At 65.3% G+C, this 18,680-nt stretch carries 16 protein-coding genes; 11 read left to right on the top strand and 5 right to left on the bottom strand.

Translation table 11 applies throughout. The features are described 5' to 3' along the window. Nucleotides 1–2: 2 nt before the first annotated feature. The 6 genes from Q5H89_RS12815 to Q5H89_RS12790 all read left to right on the top strand — a co-directional run bounded on the left by Q5H89_RS12815 (nt 3) and on the right by Q5H89_RS12790 (nt 6,873). A complete protein-coding gene (locus Q5H89_RS12815) occupies nt 3–2,066 on the top strand; it encodes a S9 family peptidase (protein WP_305019720.1) in 2,064 nt (687 codons plus the stop codon). 152 nt (nt 2,067–2,218) lie between these two features. Then, a complete protein-coding gene (locus Q5H89_RS12810) occupies nt 2,219–2,707 on the top strand; it encodes a peptide deformylase (RefSeq protein WP_305019719.1) in 489 nt (162 codons plus the stop codon). Between the two features lie 129 nt (nt 2,708–2,836). Then, nucleotides 2,837–3,919, top strand: coding sequence for a tetratricopeptide repeat protein (locus tag Q5H89_RS12805; protein WP_305019718.1), 1,083 nt, complete (start codon nt 2,837–2,839; stop codon nt 3,917–3,919). A 141-nt stretch (nt 3,920–4,060) separates the two neighbouring features. Then, on the top strand, nt 4,061–4,597 hold the full coding sequence (locus Q5H89_RS12800) for an RNA polymerase sigma factor (protein ID WP_305019717.1): 537 nt from the start codon (nt 4,061–4,063) through the stop codon (nt 4,595–4,597). Nucleotides 4,598–4,611: 14 nt separating this feature from the next. Next, complete coding sequence (locus Q5H89_RS12795; RefSeq protein WP_305019716.1) at nt 4,612–5,637, top strand: hypothetical protein; 1,026 nt, start codon at nt 4,612–4,614, stop codon at nt 5,635–5,637. A gap of 90 nt (nt 5,638–5,727) precedes the next feature. Beyond that, on the top strand, nt 5,728–6,873 hold the full coding sequence (locus Q5H89_RS12790; RefSeq protein WP_305019715.1) for a porin family protein: 1,146 nt from the start codon (nt 5,728–5,730) through the stop codon (nt 6,871–6,873). Between the two features lie 86 nt (nt 6,874–6,959). On the opposite strand, the gene Q5H89_RS12785 is transcribed toward Q5H89_RS12790, so the two are convergent. Further along, nucleotides 6,960–7,715: a TrmH family RNA methyltransferase gene (locus Q5H89_RS12785; protein ID WP_305019714.1), complete on the bottom strand. Its 756-nt coding sequence runs from the start codon at nt 7,713–7,715 to the stop codon at nt 6,960–6,962. Between Q5H89_RS12785 and Q5H89_RS12780 the strand changes: the two genes are divergently transcribed. Continuing rightward, on the top strand, nt 7,706–10,567 hold the full coding sequence (locus tag Q5H89_RS12780) for a BamA/TamA family outer membrane protein (RefSeq protein ID WP_305019713.1): 2,862 nt from the start codon (nt 7,706–7,708) through the stop codon (nt 10,565–10,567). The genes Q5H89_RS12785 and Q5H89_RS12780 overlap by 10 nt on opposite strands. An 81-nt stretch (nt 10,568–10,648) precedes the next feature. Here Q5H89_RS12780 and Q5H89_RS12775 read toward each other — a convergent pair whose 3' ends face one another. Further along, complete coding sequence (locus tag Q5H89_RS12775) at nt 10,649–12,745, bottom strand: alpha-ketoacid dehydrogenase subunit alpha/beta (protein ID WP_305019712.1); 2,097 nt, start codon at nt 12,743–12,745, stop codon at nt 10,649–10,651. A gap of 215 nt (nt 12,746–12,960) precedes the next feature. Between Q5H89_RS12775 and hemF the strand changes: the two genes are divergently transcribed. Continuing rightward, entirely contained in the window at nt 12,961–13,875 is a 915-nt protein-coding gene (hemF, locus tag Q5H89_RS12770; protein WP_305019711.1) for an oxygen-dependent coproporphyrinogen oxidase, read from the top strand. Next, nucleotides 13,868–14,461 carry a phosphatase PAP2 family protein gene (locus tag Q5H89_RS12765; RefSeq protein ID WP_305019710.1) on the top strand — a complete coding sequence of 198 codons (594 nt, stop codon included), beginning with the start codon at nt 13,868–13,870 and terminating at the stop codon, nt 14,459–14,461. The genes hemF and Q5H89_RS12765 overlap by 8 nt, the downstream gene beginning before the upstream one ends. Nucleotides 14,462–14,527: 66 nt before the next feature. On the opposite strand, the gene Q5H89_RS12760 is transcribed toward Q5H89_RS12765, so the two are convergent. The 3 genes from Q5H89_RS12760 to Q5H89_RS12750 form a co-directional block, all read right to left on the bottom strand. After that, entirely contained in the window at nt 14,528–14,845 is a 318-nt protein-coding gene (locus Q5H89_RS12760; protein WP_305019709.1) for a hypothetical protein, read from the bottom strand. A gap of 19 nt (nt 14,846–14,864) precedes the next feature. Further along, on the bottom strand, nt 14,865–15,482 hold the full coding sequence (locus tag Q5H89_RS12755; RefSeq protein ID WP_305019708.1) for a riboflavin synthase: 618 nt from the start codon (nt 15,480–15,482) through the stop codon (nt 14,865–14,867). Nucleotides 15,483–15,698: 216 nt separating this feature from the next. Next, nucleotides 15,699–17,117: a sugar transferase gene (locus Q5H89_RS12750; RefSeq protein WP_305019707.1), complete on the bottom strand. Its 1,419-nt coding sequence runs from the start codon at nt 17,115–17,117 to the stop codon at nt 15,699–15,701. Nucleotides 17,118–17,299: 182 nt separating this feature from the next. On the opposite strand from Q5H89_RS12750, the gene Q5H89_RS12745 reads away from it, so the two are divergent. Then, entirely contained in the window at nt 17,300–17,983 is a 684-nt protein-coding gene (locus tag Q5H89_RS12745) for a protein-L-isoaspartate(D-aspartate) O-methyltransferase (RefSeq protein ID WP_305019706.1), read from the top strand. Nucleotides 17,984–18,189: 206 nt separating this feature from the next. Further along, entirely contained in the window at nt 18,190–18,669 is a 480-nt protein-coding gene (locus Q5H89_RS12740) for an acyl-CoA thioesterase (RefSeq protein ID WP_305019946.1), read from the top strand. The last annotated feature ends 11 nt before the right edge of the window (nt 18,670–18,680 follow it).

Below are 18,680 nucleotides of genomic sequence, written 5' to 3'. Positions count from 1 at the left end.
CTATGAAAAACAAGTACTCCTGGCGGGTAGCCGTGCTGTGGCTGGCCCTGCTGCCGCTCGGCCTGCGCGCCCAGCAGCACCCCTTCGAGCTGGCCGACCTGGCCAAGCTGACCGGCCTCTCGGACCCGCAGTTTTCGCCCGATGGCAAGCGCCTTGCGGTGGTGACCTCCGTGCCCGACTACGCCGAGGACCGCTACCTGACGGGCGTGGTGCTGGTGGCCGTGCCCAGCGGCGAGCAGCGGGTGCTGGCCGCCAACAAGAATGGCCTGACCCAGCCCCGGTGGTCGCCCGGCGGCCAGGAGCTGGCCTACCTGGCCAAAACGGGCACCGGCAAAGACGCGGCGCTGCAGCTGTTTGTGCAGCCGCTGGCGGGCGGCGAGCCGCGCCAGCTCACGCACACCAAGAAAGCCATTCAGCACTACGCCTGGCGGCCCGATGGCAGCGCGCTAGCCTTCGTAACGGCCGACGAGCCCAGCAACGCGGCCGGGCCGGTGGACAAGGGCTACGACGCGTTTGAGGTCGGCAACAACGACTTGTTTCTGAGCGCGGCGCCCACGGCCTCGCACATCTGGCTGCTGCCGGCGGCCGGCGGCGAGCCCCGGCGCCTGACCTCGGGCGCGTGGAGCCTGCCCGTCACCATTCCGCCGGGGGCACCGTCGTCGCCGCTTTCGTGGAGCCCCGATGGCAAGTCGCTGGCCTTCGTGCAGGTGCCCACGCCGCACTCGGGCAACGGCAACCAGCGCACCGTGCAGGTGCTCGACGTGGCCACGGGCGCGGTGCACCCGCTCACCACGCGCAAAATGCACGAGGGCTACCCGTCGTTTTCGCCCGATGGCACGCAGCTTTCCTATTGGTACCCGCGCCAGGGCAATACTATGAACATCAACGAAATATGGGTGTCGCCGGTGGCCGGTGGCGAGGGCCGGAACCTGACCCCGGCGCTGGACCGCGACGTGTTTCGCACCATCTGGATGCCCGATGGCAAATCGCTGCTGCTAGGGGGGCTCGACGGCAACCGCACCTCGCTGTGGGTGCAGCCGCTGAAGGGCGGCCCGGCCCGCCGGCTCAACTTGGGCTCGGTGAGCCCCAACTGGTCGTTTTGGGTCGATGTGGCCGTGAGCCGCACGGGCGCCGTGGCCTTTATCGGCACCGACCCTGGCCAGCCGGCCGAGCTGTTTTACCTGCCTTCTACCACGGCCAAGCCCAGGCAGCTCACCAGCTTCAACCACGCCGTGAAGGACTTGCAGCTGGGCAAGGCCCAAACCCTGACCTGGCAATCGGACGGCGTGACCAACGACGGCGAGCTGACCTACCCGGCCAACTACGTAGCCGGCAGGCAGTATCCGCTGGTGCTCGTCATTCACGGTGGGCCCACGGCGGCTTCTACGGCCACGTTTTCGGCGCAGGCGCAGCTGTTTGCGGGCCGGGGCTACTTCGTGTTTGAGCCCAACTACCGGGGCAGCGACAACCTGGGTAACGCCTACAAGGCCGCCATCTTCAAGGATGCGGGCGCTGGCCCGGGCCGCGACGTGATGGCCGGGCTAGCCCAGCTCAAGCGCAGTGGCATGGTAGACACCACCCGCATCGGGGTAAGTGGCTGGTCGTATGGCGGCTACATGACCGTGTGGCTGCTCGGCCACTACCCTACCGCCTGGAAAGCCGCCGTTGCCGGCGCGGCCGTCACCGACTGGCTCGACCAGTATAATTTGGGCGACAGCAACGTGCAGCGCGCGGCCGCCGTGGGCGAGTCGCCCTGGCTGAGCGAGGCCAACGCCCTCAACTACCGCGAGCAGTCGCCCATTACCCTGGCCGGCCGCATCCGCACGCCCACCCTCATCCTGGCCAACACGGCCGACCCGCGGGTGCCCATCACGCAGTCGTACAAGCTGTTTCATGCCCTGAAGGACAACGGCGTTACCACCAGGTTCATCGCCTGGCCGGTGGCGGCGCACAACGCCAGCGACCCCGTGCGCCAACGCGAGCGCAACCGCTTCTGGCTCGACTGGATGGACACGTATTTGCAGCCCGGCGGCCACGCCGAGGCTCCGCGCGTTGGCTCGAATTAGCTTGTCAGGCAATCTGTTTCGTCATGCTGCGCCCTGCCGGGCAGCTTGCCCGAATGGTGGGGGTAACTACCCTAGCGGCGCACGCGAGCTGCCTGGCAGCGCTCAGCATGATGCTTAAATCTATTCTGACTTAAATTCTCTCCTCACTCGCCATGAAAACCCTGGCCGACCTGGTACTCCTCGGCGACCCGCGCCTGTATGAAGTGTGCGCGCCCGTGACGGAGGCCGACCTGCCCCTGGTGGCCGGCTGGGTAGCCGATTTGCACAATGTGATGCAGGAAGTGCGTGCCCGCTACGGCTTCGGGCGCGGTATTGCGGCCCCGCAATTGGGCATCATGAAGCGCCTGGTGTACCTGCACCTCGACGGCCAACCCCACGTGCTGCTCAACCCCGAGCTGAGCGAGTTGAGCACAGAAATGATGGAGCTGTGGGACGACTGCATGTGCTTCCCCAACCTGCTGGTGCGCGTGCGGCGCCACGCGGCCCTGACCGTGACCTACCGCGCCGCGCAGTGGCAGCCGCAGCGCTGGGCCGTGCAGGGTGCCCTAGCCGAGCTGCTGCAACACGAGTGCGACCACCTGGATGGCGTTCTGTGCACCATGCGGGCCATTGATAATCAGTCGTTTCGGTGGCGGACGTAGGCAATATCGGCTACTAGCCCCTCGCCCTTGTGTGCAGTCTGGGGAAGGCTGGCATCTATTTAACAACACTCCTTTTTGCACACTTTTTCGCCATCTGGCAAACTCCATAACTACTCTGCCCTCAGTCATATGACCCTACAAATACGCCTCGCCAGCTTATTATTGACCCTGACAGTTGGTACTGCGGCCTATGGCCAAACGCCCGCCCAAACGGCCGAAGCCAAAGGAATGGCGGCCATCAAGCTGATGGATGCGGGCAAGCTCGACGAGTCGATTGCCCTGCTGCAGGAGGCGCGCCAGCTCGACCCTAGCCGCTCGGCCTACCGCTACGAGCTGAGCTACGCCTATTATCAGCAGAAGAAGTACCCGCAGGCGCTGGAGCTGGCCGAGCCGCTGGTGCAGCTGCCCGATGCCAGCGACCGTACGTTTGAGCTGCTCGGCAACCTCTACGACAACAGTGGCAACGCCACCAAGGCCATCGAAACCTACGAGGCGGGCCTGCGCAAATTTCCGAAGTCGGGCCGGCTACAGTTGGAGCTAGGCATTGTGTACATGGGCGCCAAAAACTATGACAAAGCCATCGGCTACTTCGAAGATGGTATTAAGGTGGCCCCGGCCTTTTCTTCCAATTACTACTGGGCCGCGCGGCTGCTCTTCAACTCGACCGAAAAGGTGTGGGGAATGCTCTACGGCGAGACATTCATGAATTTGGAGCGCAACAGCCCCCGCACGGCCGAGGTGAGCAAGCTCCTCTACGATACTTACCAAAGCCAGATTACTTTTAAAGGCCTCGATACCACTAGGGTTAACTTCAGCTCCAGCACCATTCTGGTGCCGGCCAAAGGCCAAAAGCTGAAGCTGCCCTACGGCAGTATGGTGTATGAGCCGGTATTGCTGGTGGCCCTGGGCAAGGAGCGCACGCTGGATGCCTTTGCGCTGGATAGAATTCGGACCAGCTTTGTCGAGAACTATTATCGCCTGCCGTTTAGTAAAGACAAGCCCAATGCGCTGTTCGAATATCAGCAGCGCCTGCTGCAAGCCGGCCACCTGGAAGCCTACAACCACTGGCTGCTCATGATGGGCAACGAAGCCGCGTTTGGCGAGTGGGAAAAAGCCAACCCTGGCAAGTGGCAGAGTTTTGCCGCCTGGTTTCAGGCTAACCCACTGTCCCTGAACGATAGCCATCGACTCTACCGCCAGCAGTTTGACTAACCTACGTGGCCAGCCCCTAGCCCCACCCCACCGGTGGGGCTTTTTATTTGCAAAAGCTGGCCCTCCAGGCAACCGCTAGCCCCGGCTCCGCATCTAACGCCCCAAACACCCCTGGCCGCTGCCCCACTTCTATTCTTTTCCGTGACTGAGCCCGACCTTATTGCCGCCTGCCTGCGGGGCGAGCCCCGCGCCCAGCGCCAGCTCTACGACCAGTTTGCGGGGCTGATGCTGACGGTGTGCCGCCGCTATTTGAAACGGCAGGAAGACGCCGAGGAGGCCCTGCTGCTAGGCTTCGCCAAGGTGTTTCAGGCGTTGCCCACGTTTCGGCAGGAGGGCAGCTTCGAAGGCTGGATTCGGCGCATCATGGTCAACCAGGCCCTGATGGAGCTGCGCCGCCGCGAGCCGCTGCACCTCTCGTTCGAAGACTTTGCCCAGCCCGAAAACCTGGCCATCACCCCCGCCACCGCCGATACCCAGCTGCAGGCCGACGAGCTGCTGGCCCTGCTGCAAAGCCTGCCCACCGGCTACCGCACCGTGTTCAACCTCTACGCCCTGGAGGGCTACTCGCACCCCGAAATTGCGGAGGCCCTGGGCATTACGGAGGGCACCAGCAAGTCGCAGCTCAGCAAGGCGCGGGCGCTGCTACAGCGCCGGCTGCACGGGGTAATGGCTTCTTAACCCGCTAGTTTACTATGGCTTCTGATAACCTAGATGACCTTTTTCGCCAGCAGCTGGGCCAGCACGCCACGCCGCCCGGCGAGGACCTGCAGCGCCGGCTAGCCGAGCTGGCCGAGGCTGAGCGCCTCGACGCCCTGTTTCGCACGGGGCTGGGAAGCCACGCTTCCCAGCCCCGCCGCGAGCTGTGGGAGCGGCTGGAAGATGAGCACCTGCGCCCGCAGCCGCGGCGCCGGCGGCGCGGGCTGGCCTGGTGGCAGCTTTCGGCCGCGGCCGTGCTGCTGCTCACGCTGCTGGCCGGGGGCCTGTGGCGCGGTGGCTATTTAAACCGCGCTGGCAGCGGGTTAGCCAGCCAGTCGGCTGGCTCCCAGCCGCGCGGCCCGCGCACTAGCCCGCTTCCGGCTGCCGGAGGCGCGGCCAGGGGCGCCCTAGCCATTAGCCAGCCCCTGGCTCAATTGCCTGCTGGCCAGGGCCTGGCGCGTACAGCCACTGCTTCCGAAGAAAAAAATCAGCAAAAATTCTTTAAGCAGGCAACGGCTCCGCTGGCTTCCTCATCTAGCCCCTCGATAGCCGCTGCTACCCGGCCGCGCCGCGCCGCCTCGGCGCCCCGGGCAGTGGCTGGCCCACCAAAGCAACGCCAGCAGCCGGACGCGGCCACTGGCCAACTAGCCACCACCAAGCGGCGCAACAGCCCGGCCAACCAGCCAACCGCCACCCTGGCCGAGGCCCCGGCCAGCAACTCAACTCCTCGCGAGAGCCGGGCCCTGGTGGCCGCCGTTATGACTTCGCAGCCCGAAGTAATAGAGGTGGAAGTGCGGCGTGGCCCCGAGCCGAGCCGCCCGGCTGACGCCCCGATAGTGGCGGCAGCCGAGCCGGCCCCTACCCACCGGCCCCGGCTACGGCTAGGGGGCCTGCTGCGCCAGGCCGACCACCTGGTGCACGGCGAGCCCGTGAGCCTGGCCGAGGCCACCGGCCTGGCCGAAAACGTGACCGTGCAGGCCCGCTTCGGCGGCCGCACGCTCAGCAAAACCATTCAGCTGTAGTATCCTTTTTTGGTCAAATTTTCCTGATTCCCTGCTTCGGCCCCGAGGCAGCCCTCCCGTTCACTGCCCTTTCTTAACACCTTATTTCTTATGAAACCGCTGCTTTTTTCTGCTTCGCTGGCCGCGCTGCTGGCCGCCCCTTCGTTCACGGCCCAGGCCCGCAATCTGCCTGCTCTGCCCACCGATACTATTGTGGTGCGCCTGCCCAATAAGGCCGTAATGACCCTGGTAGTACGCGATGCTGCCCAGCTGCGCCAGCTGCCGCAGTACCACCTCGACTCGCTGGTGGCGCGGCTCGATGGCTACATCCGGCGGGCCGATGCGGCAACCAAGGTGGCCGCTACCGACCGCCTGACCACCGTATTTCACCCCAACCAGGACCAGCCCGGCCAGCACCTGCCCGAGGAAATCCGCATCACCACCCGTAAGAACCAAAGCGGCGCCTACGGCCCCAGCAACCGCGTGGAAGTGCTGCTGGAAAAAAAATTCGGCGTCGTCATCAACACCGACCGCAATACCAACGACCAGCCCCGCGCCGCCGCCACCCGCCCCGACCGCCAGGCCTACCGCGACTCGCTGCGCGAGGCGCGCTGGGACCGCAAGTCGTCTTCGACCGACGTGGTGTTTGACCTGGGGCTTAACGCGCTCGTCAACAACCGCATCGACCGCGTAACGCCGGCCGGCCAGGTGCCTACCAGCCCGCTCGACCTGCGCACCGGCGGCTCGCGCTACGTCAACATCGGTCTCAATTTCAAGCAGCGGCTGGGCGGGCGCCACAGCCCACTCTACCTGAAGGTCGGCCCCGAGTTTGCCTTCAACAACTACATGCTCGAGGGCAACCACAAGTGGGTGAACCAGAACGGCCTGACCAGCGTGGTGCTCGAAACCAGCGGCCGCCAGTACCAGAAAACCAAGCTGGCGACCTCCACCCTCACCGTGCCGCTGATGCTGCAGCTCAACACCCACGGCCACAGCCACTTTCACCTGGGCGCGGGGGGCTTTGTGGGCTACCGCCTGGCTAGCTGGACCAAGCTCAAGTACTTCGAGGAAAACACGACCTACAAGGACAAAGACTACGGCCCGTACAACCTCAACGACTGGCAGTACGGCCTGCAAGGCGTAATCGGCTTCAAGTCGCTGACGTTCTTTGCGAAGTATAACCTGAACCCGCTCTTCCGCGACGGCCAGGGCCTGCAGGCCCAGACCCTGAGCTTTGGCCTGCGCCTGCTGCAATAGCCAGCGCAAGCCCTGAGGCTGAGGCTACACAAGCGCGCCCTGCGTCACTTCGCAGGGCGCGCTTGCTTGCTTTCCGGCTCCTGCCGCTACGCGTTCCGAAAAAAATTATCGAGCAAAATGGCCGCCGACACGGCCACGTTCAGGCTTTCGGCGCGGCCGCCGGGGCCGTGCGGAATGTGCAGGCGCCGCGTGAGGCTAGCCGCCACCGCCGGGCTGAGGCCGTGGCTTTCGCTGCCCATCACGAGCACGCCGGCGGGCTGCAAGTGCAGCTTGTGCACGTTATCGCCTTCCAAATCAGCCCCAAAAATACCAGTGCTTGCAGGCAAGCTTGAAAGCCAGGCGGCCAGGTCGACGCCGGCCCACACGGGCACCCGGCCGAAGGCACCCATGCTGGCCGACACGGCTTTGGGGTTGTAGGGGTCGGCGCAGTTCTCGCTCAGCACCACGCCGGGCAGGCCGTACCAGTCGGCCAGGCGCCAGAGGGTGCCGAGGTTGCCGGGGTCGGCTACGTTGTCGAGGGCTAGCACGAGGCGGGTGGCGGGCAGGGCCGGCGGCAGGGCCATTTCGGGCGGGCGGCGCACTACGGCCAGCGCGGCGGCGTTGGTTTGGAGCGTGCCGAGCTGGGCCAGCTCGTCGTCGGTGGCGAGCTGCACGGGCGGCAGGCCGGGGCCGGCGAGCTGCGGGGCGAAGGCGGGCGTGGCGAGCAGGTGCTCGACTTCGAGGCCCGAGCCGAGCAGTTCTAGCACGCTTTTCGCACCTTCGACCAGGAAGGCGGCGTGGCGCTGCCGATATTTGCGCTGGTGCAGCGACCGGATGTATTTAGCGAGGGCTTTTGAAACCATTAGAACAACAAAGTAACGACCAGCCGCGCTTCGGCCCCCGCACGGCGGCTGCCGGGCTGCTGCTGGGCCTGGCGGTGCTGCTGGTGGCGGTGGGCTGCTCGCCCCTGCGCCTGCTGCAGCCCAAGCAGCGCCTGCTCACCAAGGTGGTGGTGCAGAGCGAGGGCCTCACCACGGCCCAGCAGGAGCGCCTGCTGACGCTGGTGCAGCAAAAGCCCAACCGCACCATTCCGATTCCGAAGCTGGCGGTGTACCAGTTCGGGCACTCGTTCTACGATTCGGCGCGCATCGAGCGCAAAATCAAGAGCATCCGGCAGAAGTACGCCGACCGGCTCGCCAGCGCCCAGGGCGACTCGGCGCGCAGCGGCAAGCTGCTGGCCCGCCGCGATAAGCTGCTGGCCCGCAAGCGCACGGCCCTCGAAAAGGGCAACGCCATTATGCGCCTGGGCGAGCCGCCCGTTATCTACGACCCCACCCTGAGCCAGCGCACCGTGGAGCAGCTCACCACCTACCTGCGCGCGCAGGGCTACTTCCGGGCCACGGCCACCTTCACCGACTCGGCCCGCTCGAAGCCCACCATTATTGCCCGCACGCTGCGCGGGCTGGGGCTGCGCAAGCCGGTGCGGGCCGTGCCGCTGCGCGACTCGATGGGCGGGCGCCTGCACCGGCTCGTCACGGTTACGTACCAGGTAAAAGAGGGCCAGGGCTTTACTTTGAGCCAGCTCACGCGCAGCATTCCCGACACGGGCGTGGCGCGGGTGGTGGACCGGGCGCAGGGCGCCACCCTGCTGCACGTGGGCGAGGCCTACAACGAGGACCTTATCGGGCAGGAGCGCCAGCGCCTGGAAACGCTGCTGAAAAACTCGGGCTACTACGATTTTCGGGCGCAATACATCAGCCTGGAGGCCGATACCAGCTTCGAGAAAAACCAGGTGCGCCTGCGCCTGCTCATTGCCAGCCCCCCGGGCGGGCACCGGGCTTACCAGCTGCGGCGCGTCACGGTCATTACCGACGTAACCCAGGCCCGCGCCCTGCGCCTGGCCGCCGGCGATACTACGCGGCGGGCGGGCCGCCGGCCAGGGCCCGCCGCCGCGGCCGATACCACCAATCTATCGGGCCGGGCGGCGGGCAATGGCTCGGGGCGCATCTCGACGGCCAACATGCCGGCGGGCGTGACCCCGGCCGCCGTGGCCGACTCGCTGAGCGCGCGCCGGCTGCGCCGGGCGGGGCGCCAGGCCATTCCGCGCGATACCGTGCGGCTCGATTCGCTGGTGTTTCTGAGCCGGGGGCCGCTGCCCATCAGCCCGAGCATTCTGGCGCGGCAGGTGGCCGTGCGGCCGGGCCAGCTCTACAACCAGGCCCGCACGCAGCGCACGCAGCGCCAGCTTTCCAACCTCGACATGTTCCGGTTTAATACCGTGAGCTACCGCAAGGTGGCGCCGGCCAGCCCCCCCGATGCCCCGGCCGCCGACAGCAGCCAGGTGCTGACGCCCGGCACGGCCAGCCCCGCGCGGGCGCCGAGCTACCTCGACGCCACCGTGACGACCTCGCCCAGCCCGCGCTTTTCGGAAACCACCGAACTCGGGGGCACCTACGTGGCGGGCCTGGTGGGGCCCTTTGCCAACCTGCGCCTGAAGTGGCGCAATCCCTTTGGCGGGGCCGAGGTGCTGGAGCTGAGTGGCCGCGCCGGCGTGGAGGGCCAGCTTACCCAGCTCGGCGACAGCAACGGCACTACCGCCGCCACCTACACCGTGCAGTACGGGGCCACGGCGTCGCTGCTGCTGCCGCAGTTTCTGACGCCTTTTCACCTGGGCAATTTTCTGGCTAACTACCAGCCCCGCACCCGGCTAGCCCTCTCCACTACCTATACCTCCAGCAACTACTACACCCGCAGCAACACCGAGCTGACCTTCGACTACCTCTGGCAGACCTCGGCCTATCAGCAGTACATTTTCACGCCCGTTGACCTGGGCCTGGTGCGCACGCGCAACATCAGCGACTTTTACCAGCGCCGCCTCAACGATTTGCGCGTCAACCAGGGCAGCCCGCTCTACCGCTCGTTTTTGCCCATCTATGAGCCCAGCTTCAGCTTTACCTCGCTCTACAATTCCAACGACCTCAACCAGACGCGCAGCGCGCACTTTCTGCGCATTTTTGTGGAGCTAGGGGGGCTCACGCGGGGCCTGTACCGCAACGAGAAATGGTTTGAGGACACCGGCCTCTCGGTGTACAATTTCGCCAAGCTCACCGTCGATTACCGGCGCTACTACAAGCTTTCGCCCCTTACTTACCTGGCCTGGCGCCTCAACGGCGGCGTGGCCCACGCCCTCACCGAGAGCATCGACCCTAGCCCGCTACCGGGCCAGCCGGCCCAGCTGCGCTATATTCTGCCCTACGACAAGTACCTGTTTGCGGGCGGCTCGAACAGCGTGCGGGCCTGGAGCCCGCGCCGCCTCGGCACCGGCGCCTACGCCACGCTGCTGCCCAACGGCAACCGCGACTACTACACCGAGCAGCCCGGGGAGGTGCTGCTCGAAGGCTCGCTGGAATACCGCTTCCCGGTGTATTCGTTCATAAAAGGCGCGCTTTTCACCGATTTTGGCAACGTGTGGGCGCTGCAAAACGACGCCAACCGGCCGGGTGCCGACTTCCGGCTCGACAGCTTTTACAAGCAGTTTGCCGTAGGCTCGGGCTTCGGCATCCGCATGGATTTCACCTTCCTCATTCTGCGCTTCGACATCGCTACCAAGGTCTACGACCCTACCGAAACGGCCGCCCCCTGGCGCCTGCAAAACGCGCTGCGCCACGTAGATAACCAAACGGTGGTGAACGTGGGGCTAGGCTATCCATTTTAAGCGTCAGGAGGTAAAAGTCAGGCGCTAGGCGTTGGCGGGTTGGGCCAACGCCTAGCGCCTGACTTTTACCTCCTGACGCTTTTAATACCCTAGCAGCTCGCCGAGCGCGGTGGCCACCTTGGCGGCGCTGGGCAGCATCTGCTTTTCCAGCTCCACGTTGAGGGCGATGGCGGGCAGGTTGGCGGCGCCCAGCGTAAACACCGGCGCGTCGAGCTGGCGGAAGCAGTGGCGCTGGATGCGCCCGGCCAGGCTCTCGGCAAACGAGTTGAGCAGCGGCTCCTCGGTGAGCACGAGGGCCTTGCCGTGGCGGCGCACGGCCGCCTGCACGCCGTCCCAGTCGAGGGGGTTGAGGGTGCGCAAATCCAGAATTTCGACGCGGCCGGGGTAGTCGCGGCTGGCTGCCCGGGCCCAGTGCACGCCCATGCCGTAGGTGATAACCACGCACGTTTCGCCGCTGGCCAGCCTCGCCGCGTCGGCCGCCTGGGCCACGGCCGCCACCCCTAGCGGAATGACGTAGCCGGCGGCCGGCTCGGTGGTTTTAGCGTCTTCGGTGCCGGGCACCTTGCTCCAGTATAGCCCTTTGTGTTCGAGCAGGATAACCGGGTTGGGGTCAAGAAAAGCTGCGCGCAGCAAACCCTTCATATCGGCGGCGTTGCTGGGGTACACCACCTTGATGCCCCGGATGGTGAGCAGCGTGCTTTCGACCGAGCCCGAGTGGTAGGGGCCGCCCCCGCCGTAGGCCCCCACCGGCACCCGAATAAGGGCCGGCACCGGAAACTTGCCCATGCTCAGGTAGCACGATTTTGACAGCTCCTCCACCAGCTGATTGAGGGCCGGCCAGATGTAGTCGGCAAACTGAATCTCGACGATGGGCCGAGCGCCCACGGCCGCCATGCCGGCTGTGCTGCCCACAATGTAGGCCTCCTGAATGGGCGTGTTAAACACGCGCTTATCGCCGTATTTCTTGGCCAGCAGCGCCGCCTCGCGAAACACGCCGCCCAGCTCGCCGCCCACGTCCTGGCCGTAGAACAGGGCCTCGGGAAACTCGCGCAGAATGTCATCCACGGCGTGCAGGGCGGCGTCCACCATCAGCACTTTGTCGGCGCCGGCAGGGGCGCGCTCGCCGGCCTCGGCCCGCACGGCGGGGGGCGCAAACTCGTGGTCGGCAAAGGTGGCGGGGTCGGGGTCGGGCGCGGCCAGGGCCTCGGCCCAGTCGGCCAGCACGGTGGCGCGGGCCTGGGCGGCCAGCGCGGCTAGCTCGCTTTCGCTGGCCCCGGCGTGCAGCAGGCGGCGGTGCAGGCGGGGCAGCGGGTCTTGCTGCTGGTGGGTAGTGAGGTCCTCGCCGCGGTACCACTCGCGGCGCACGCCACTGGTGTGGTGGCCCAGCAGCGGGCACTTGGCGTGCACCAGCGCCGGCCCGCGCCGGGCGCGCACGTGCTCGAAGGCCTCGGCTAGCCCGTTGTAGGAGGAAACTACGTCGGCGCCATCGACCCTCACGCGGTGCAGGCCGGGGAAGCCGGCGGCAAATTCGTAGGCATCCATGGCCCGCATCTCGCGGCCGGTGGCCGAGATGCCCCAGTCGTTGTCCTGCACCAGGTACACGATGGGCAGCCGGTGCAGAATCGCCATTTGCAGCGCCTCGCTCACCTCGCCCTCCGTCATGGCCCCGTCGCCGATAGAGCACAGCACCAGCGGCTGGCTAGCCTTGTCGGCCAGGCCCTGGCTTTCTAAATAGCTGATGGCGTGCGCCATGCCCGTGGCCGGAATGGCCTGCATACCCGTGGCCGAGCTTTGGTGCGGAATAACGGGCACGCCCGCCCGGCGCAGGCTAGGGTGGCTGTAGTAGGTGCGGCCGCCGCTGAAGGGGTCGTCTTTTTTGGCCAGGAGCTGAAGCATCAGCTCGTAGGGGCGCAAACCCAGGCCCAGCAGCAGGGCATCGTCGCGGTAATATGGGGCGGCATAGTCGGCGCCGGTCAGCAGAAAAGCGGCCGCCAGCTGCACGGCCTCGTGGCCGCGGGCGGTGGCGTGCACGTAGCGGGCGGCCACGGCTTTCTGAGCTTCGTAGAGGGCGGCCATTTCGGCGGCCGTGTGCATGAGCAGGTAGGCCCGGCGCAGCAGGTCGATTTCGGGCGCGGCCGGGGTGGCCGCGGGGGGCGCGGCTAGGGCATCGAGGAACATACAGGGGTGGGTAGAGCCAGTGGGGATGGTAAAATTACGCCCCGGCCCGACCTTTGCCGGAAATCCTGGGGGTAGCAACGGTTGTCCGGGCGCACGTAGCGCGGCAGCCGAAGGGCAGCGTGGGCTACTCTTTCTTTTCCGCCAGGGCTACTACTTCCAACGAAAAGAGAAGTTGCCGCGCGCTGCGCGCCCTAACAACCGATTTTTAGCACCTAATGTCCCTTACCCGCACCGATATCGCCGCCTGGCTCCAGGATTTTCAAACCCGCCTCTGCGCCCAGCTCGAAGCCGCCGACGGCGGCACCGCCCGCTTCGGCCAGGACGACTGGCAGCGGCCGGGCGGCGGGGGCGGCCACTCGCGGGTTCTCGAAAACGGGCTAATTCTGGAGAAGGGCGGCGTAGGCTTCTCGGCCGTGGAAGGCGAGATGAGCGCCGCCGCCGCCCGGCAGCTGCACATGCCCGACCCGCATTTTTTTGCCACCGGCGTGAGCCTGGTGCTGCACCCGCGCAGCCCGCGCGTACCCATTATTCACATGAACGTGCGCTATTTTGAGGCCGGCAACGGCGAGGCGTGGTTTGGCGGCGGCATCGATTTAACACCCATTTACGTGGATGAGACCCAGGCCCGCCGCTTTCACCAGCGCCTGCAGGCTACCTGCGACAAGCACAACCCTGGCTACTACCCCAAGTATACGCGCTGGGCCGACGACTACTTTTACCTGCCCCACCGCCACGAAACGCGCGGCGTGGGCGGCATTTTTTTTGACCGCCTCACCGTGGGCCAAGATGGCACGGTGGCGGAGTTATTCGCTTTTGTGCAGGACGTGGCCGAAACCTTCGCCCCGGCTTACACCGAAATCATGCGCGAAAACCACCAGCTAGCCTTTGGCCCGCGCGAGGAGGCCTGGCAAATCCTGCGCCGCAACCGCTACGCCGAGTTCAACCTGGCCTTTGACCGGGGCACGCGCTTTGGCCTCGAAACCGGCGGCCGCACCGAAAGCATTCTGATGAGCCTGCCGCCGCGCTGCGGCTGGAGCTACAACCCCGCCCCGCCCGAGGAGGGCACGCCCGAGGCCGCTACCCTCGCCTGGCTCCGCAAGGGCGTAGACTGGACCAGCGCCCATGCGTGAGCTGCTGCATACCCTCGACCACCGGCTGCTGCTAGCCCTCAACGGGGCCCACTCGCCGGTGCTCGACAAGGTGATGACCTTCGCCTCCGACCGCTACGTGTGGATACCTTTTTACGGGGTGTTAATAATCTGGCTGCTATACCATTATCAGCACCGGGCTAAAGCAGTGCTGCCGCTGCTTATCGGGGCCGTGGCCCTCGCCGACAGCATTACCAGCAAGCTGTTCAAGCCGCTCGTGGGGCGGCCCCGCCCCTGCCACGCCCCCGACCTGGCGCCCCTGCTGCACTTGCCCGATGGCTGCGGCGGGCAGTTCGGCTTCATGTCTTCGCACGCGGCTAATTCGGTGGCGCTGGCCGTATTTCTGTTGCTGGCCCTGCCAGCCGGCCGGTTTCGGGGGCTCAAAGTCTGGGTGTTTTTGTGGGCCGCGCTGCTATCTTACAGTCGCGTTTACCTGGCGGCGCACTACCCTAGCGACGTGGTCAGCGGCTGGCTGGTGGGCGCGCTGCTAGGCTGGCTGGCCGCCTGGGCCTTCTCTAAAGCTGACCCGTACTGGTGGCCGCCGGCCAGCCCGCCTACACTAGTCTAGCCTTCCATAATACCCCAAAAAAGCCCGCTGATTCAGCGGGCTTTATGGTGGGTTAGGCTACTCAGGCTATTTTGCCAGAACAGCGGGATTAAGCACCTTTTCGAGGTCACCCCTGCCTAGTAAATCGGCTATCGCCAGCTCAATACACTCTCTCGTCAGGTCTTCCACCAATAAATCGGGCGGAATCAAGTACTGCCCGCCACCATTGTCCCCATTGTGTTTATCAGCCGCCACTGCCTGCCGGATAAACTTATACGTCCAGACGGTGAGGCCATAATGCCGGCCATCCGGCAGGTCAACGTGGATGTTGCAAAAATCGTCGGTACTATCCCAGTCGTCTGCAACGGTGACGTGCTCAAATTCCAGCCAAAGCGAGAAATTCATTGCCTGTTTGACTGATTGGCTAGGCCTCGGCGCTGGCAATGACGCCCTGGCTAGCCAAGAGCTTGGCCACGTACTTGCCCACAATGTCAAATTCCAGGTTCACACGCTCGCCGGCTTGCAGCTGGTGAAAGCCAGTGTGCGCGTAGGTGTAGGGAATAATGGCCACCGAAAACTCGTCGGCAGTGCTATTGAAACACGTCAGGCTCACGCCATTGATGGTGATGGAGCCCTTTTCCACGGTGAGGCGCTGCGGGCCCGGCGCGTGCCGGAAGCGAAACAGCCACGAGCCATCCTGGTCCTGCACGCTGAGGCATTCGGCGGTGGCATCCACGTGGCCCTGCACAATGTGGCCGTCGAAGCGCCCGCCGGCGGCCAGGCAGCGCTCCAGGTTAATATGGCGGCCGGGCTGCCACTGGCCCAGGTTGGTTTTTTGCAGCGTCTCGTCGATGGCCGTCACCACGTGGGTGCCAGCGGCCGGGTCGAGGGCCACCACCGTGAGGCACACGCCGTCGTGGGCCACGCTCTGGTCGATTTTCAGCTCCTGGGCAAAGGGCGACTGAATGGTAAAGTGGCGGTTGGTGCCTTCGCGGGCCACGGCCACCACGGTGCCCACGGCTTCAATTATTCCTGTAAACATGACCGCAGATTTAACGGATTTAACAAATTGTGCCGATACGCCGGCTGGCTAGCTAGGCCATCTTTTGAATAAAACCAACTAGCACTACCTGCATAAAGTTGACCCTGGCCCGCCGCGCAGCGGCGTATGTGCTAACCCTCTTTTGCAATCTCCCCTTTATCAGCAGGTTAGCCAGCCGCGCAGCGACGTAGCTGCGCAATTCGCTAACTCCGTGGACTATTTGCCGCGGCCTTCCACGATGATTTTCAGGGTGTAGAGAATGACCCGGAAGTCCATGGCCAGGCTCATGTTTTCGATGTAGAGGATGTCGAATTTGAGGCGCTCGACCATCTGGGGCACGGTTTCGGCATAGCCATATTTTACCTGCCCTAGTGAGGTGAGGCCGGGCCGCACGCGGTGCAGGTGGCGGTAGTGGGGCGCGAGCTGCACAATCTGGTCGATGAAAAACTGCCGCTCGGGGCGCGGGCCCACGATGCTCATGTCGCCGCGTAGCACATTCCAGAACTGCGGAAACTCATCGAGCCGCACCTTGCGCATAAAGCGGCCCCAGCGCGTGATGCGCGGGTCGTGGTCGGAGCTGAGCGCGGGGCCCAGCTTTTCGGCATCCACGTACATCGACCGGAACTTGATGATGGTAAACGGCACGCCGTTCTTGCCAATGCGCGGCTGGCGGTAAAAAACGGGCCCCGGCGACGACGAGCGCACCATGAGCGCCGTGAACAGGTAGAGTGGGCTAGCCAGCACCAGAAAGCCGGCGGCCACGCCCACATCGAGCGCCCGCTTGATGACGCGCTGCCACACGGGCAGCAAATCCTGCTTGATTTCGATGAGCGGCGTGCCAAAAATGTGGTTCACCTTCACCGAGCCCAGCAGCATCTGGTAGAGGTCGGGCAGCACGCTGATGCGCACCGCCGAGCCTTCCAGCAGGTTCAGAATTTCCTGAATGCGGCGGTGCTCGCTAGACTCGATAGCCACGATAACCTGCTCAATGCTAAGGCTCTGAATCAGACTCGGCAGCTGCTGGTACGAGCCCACCGCCGGCAGCACCGTGGCCAGCTCAGTATCGACGGTGCTGCCGATGGGGGCAAACCCTACCAGGCGCAGCCCCAGGTGGCGGCCGGTGCGCTGCAAGTCGGCGTAGGTGCTCAGCGCCAGCTGATTGGAGCCCACCAGCAGCGTCGGAAACGAGATGGTGCCCCGCCGCACCAGTTGCTGAATGCTGCTGACGGCCCAAATCCGCAGCACCGCCGTGAGGCCGAAGTGCAGCAGGTAGTAGGCCGTAAAGGTCTTGTAGTAAGCGTGGTAGTTGCGCACGCCCTGGTCGTCGAGCAGCAGGGCAAAGAAAACCACCACCACCCCGAGCAGCGACACCCGCGCCAGGCGAATAAGCTCGCTCAGGCGCGATTTGCGGAAGATATCGCGGTACTCGCCCACCAGCGCGTAGAGCGTGGTCCAGAACAGAGCAATCATTACGGCCGCCCCCGACACATAAAACAGGTCGTTCTCGCCGAGGCGGTAGTCGAGATTTTCGCGCAGTAAGTACTTGCGCAGCAAGAAGAAGGCTCCCCAAGCCAGCAGCGCCCCCATGAAATCGGCCGCCACAAGCTTGAGATATTGAATTCGGCGAAGCAGCAAGGGGCGCGGGGTAACGTGTAATTTTGGGGCGGGCTCCGCAAAAATAGGGCTGTTGCCAGCTTTCCGGGCGGCGCTGGCTTTCGAGCCTCGCCGGCTGGCCTCGCTACTCGGCGGGCGGGCCACCCCACCAGCCCGGCAGCCGACCCCAGCCGACCACCGGCGCCCTTCGCTACTTTCACTTCTTGCCGCAGCTTATTCAACCTCTAACCGACACGTACCGCCACCGGGGCCAGCGCCGCGCCCTCGTGACCCTGCTACGCACGCAGCGCGGCATTCGCGACGAGCGGGTGCTGGCCGCGCTGGGCGCCGTGCCCCGCCATTTGTTTTTCGAGCCTGCCTTCGAGGCCCACGCCTACCAGGACAAGGCCTTTCCCATTGGCGAGGGCCAAACGATTTCGCAGCCCAGCATGGTAGCCTACCAGACCGAGCTGCTGGGCGTGCAGCCCGGCCACCGGCTGCTGGAAATCGGCACCGGCTCGGGCTACCAGTTTGCCGTGCTGTGCCAGCTCACTGATACTGTGCAGAGTATCGAGTTTAATGCCGTGCTGTATGAGCGGGGCCGGCAGCGGCTGGCGGCGCTGGGCCTGCCCACGGCGGGCCTGCACCTGGGCGATGGCTCGCTGGGCCTGCCCGGGCTGGCCCCCTTCGACGGCATCCTGGTTACGGCCGGGGCCCCGGCGCTGCCGCCGGCCCTGCTGCGGCAGCTGCGCATAGGCGGGCGGCTGGTGGTGCCGGTGGGCGCCGCCGACCCGGGCCAGCAGCAGTTGCTGCGCATCACCCGCGAGGGGCCCGAAAGCTTTGTGCGCGAGGAGCTGGGCGGCTGCCGGTTTGTGCCGCTGCGCGGGGCGGCCGGGTGGGCGGCCTGAGGCAGGAGCGCTGAATTCGGAGTTAAAAGTTAGGCGTTGACTCCTTGCCGGGCGCCTGGCCGCTCGCCGGCCAGGCCTTGGCTGCCCGCCCGCTGCGCGGCTGACTTACCTTTGCAGCCTTCCCACCCAACTTCTAACTCCTAACTTTCCACTCATCACTCAACAACGTGCGCAAGCAACGCCCCGTTTCCGACTCGTTCGTTATCATGACCGAGCTGGTGCTCCCCAACGATACCAACACGCTCAACAACCTGATGGGGGGCCGCATGATGCACCTCATGGACATTGCCGCCGCCATTGCCGCCCAGAAGCACTCCAACCGCATCGTGGTCACGGCCTCGGTCGATAACGTGTCGTTTCGCGACCCCATCCGGCTGGGCAACGTGGTGACGCTGCAGGCCCAGGTTACGCGCGCCTTCGCCTCTAGCATGGAGGTGCACATCGACGTGTGGGCCGAGGACATCCCGAGCGGCACCAAGATGAAAACCAACGAGGCGTTCTTCACCTTCGTGGCCGTCGACCAGTCGGGCCGCCCCATCGACGTGCCCGAGGCCGTGCCCGAAACCGCCGACGAAATTGCCCTTTACGAAGGCGCCCTGCGCCGCCGCCAGCTGCGCCTGGTGCTGGCCGGGCGCATGAAGCCCAGCGACGCCGCCGAGCTGAAAGCCTTGTTTGAGCTGGCTTAATTTTCTTCCTA

Origin of the sequence: Hymenobacter cheonanensis, from assembly GCF_030581075.1 — a bacterium.
GTDB lineage: Bacteria > Bacteroidota > Bacteroidia > Cytophagales > Hymenobacteraceae > Hymenobacter.
The sequence above is the reverse complement of the archived record's forward strand: the minus strand, read 5'-3'. Positions and strand labels throughout refer to the sequence as shown.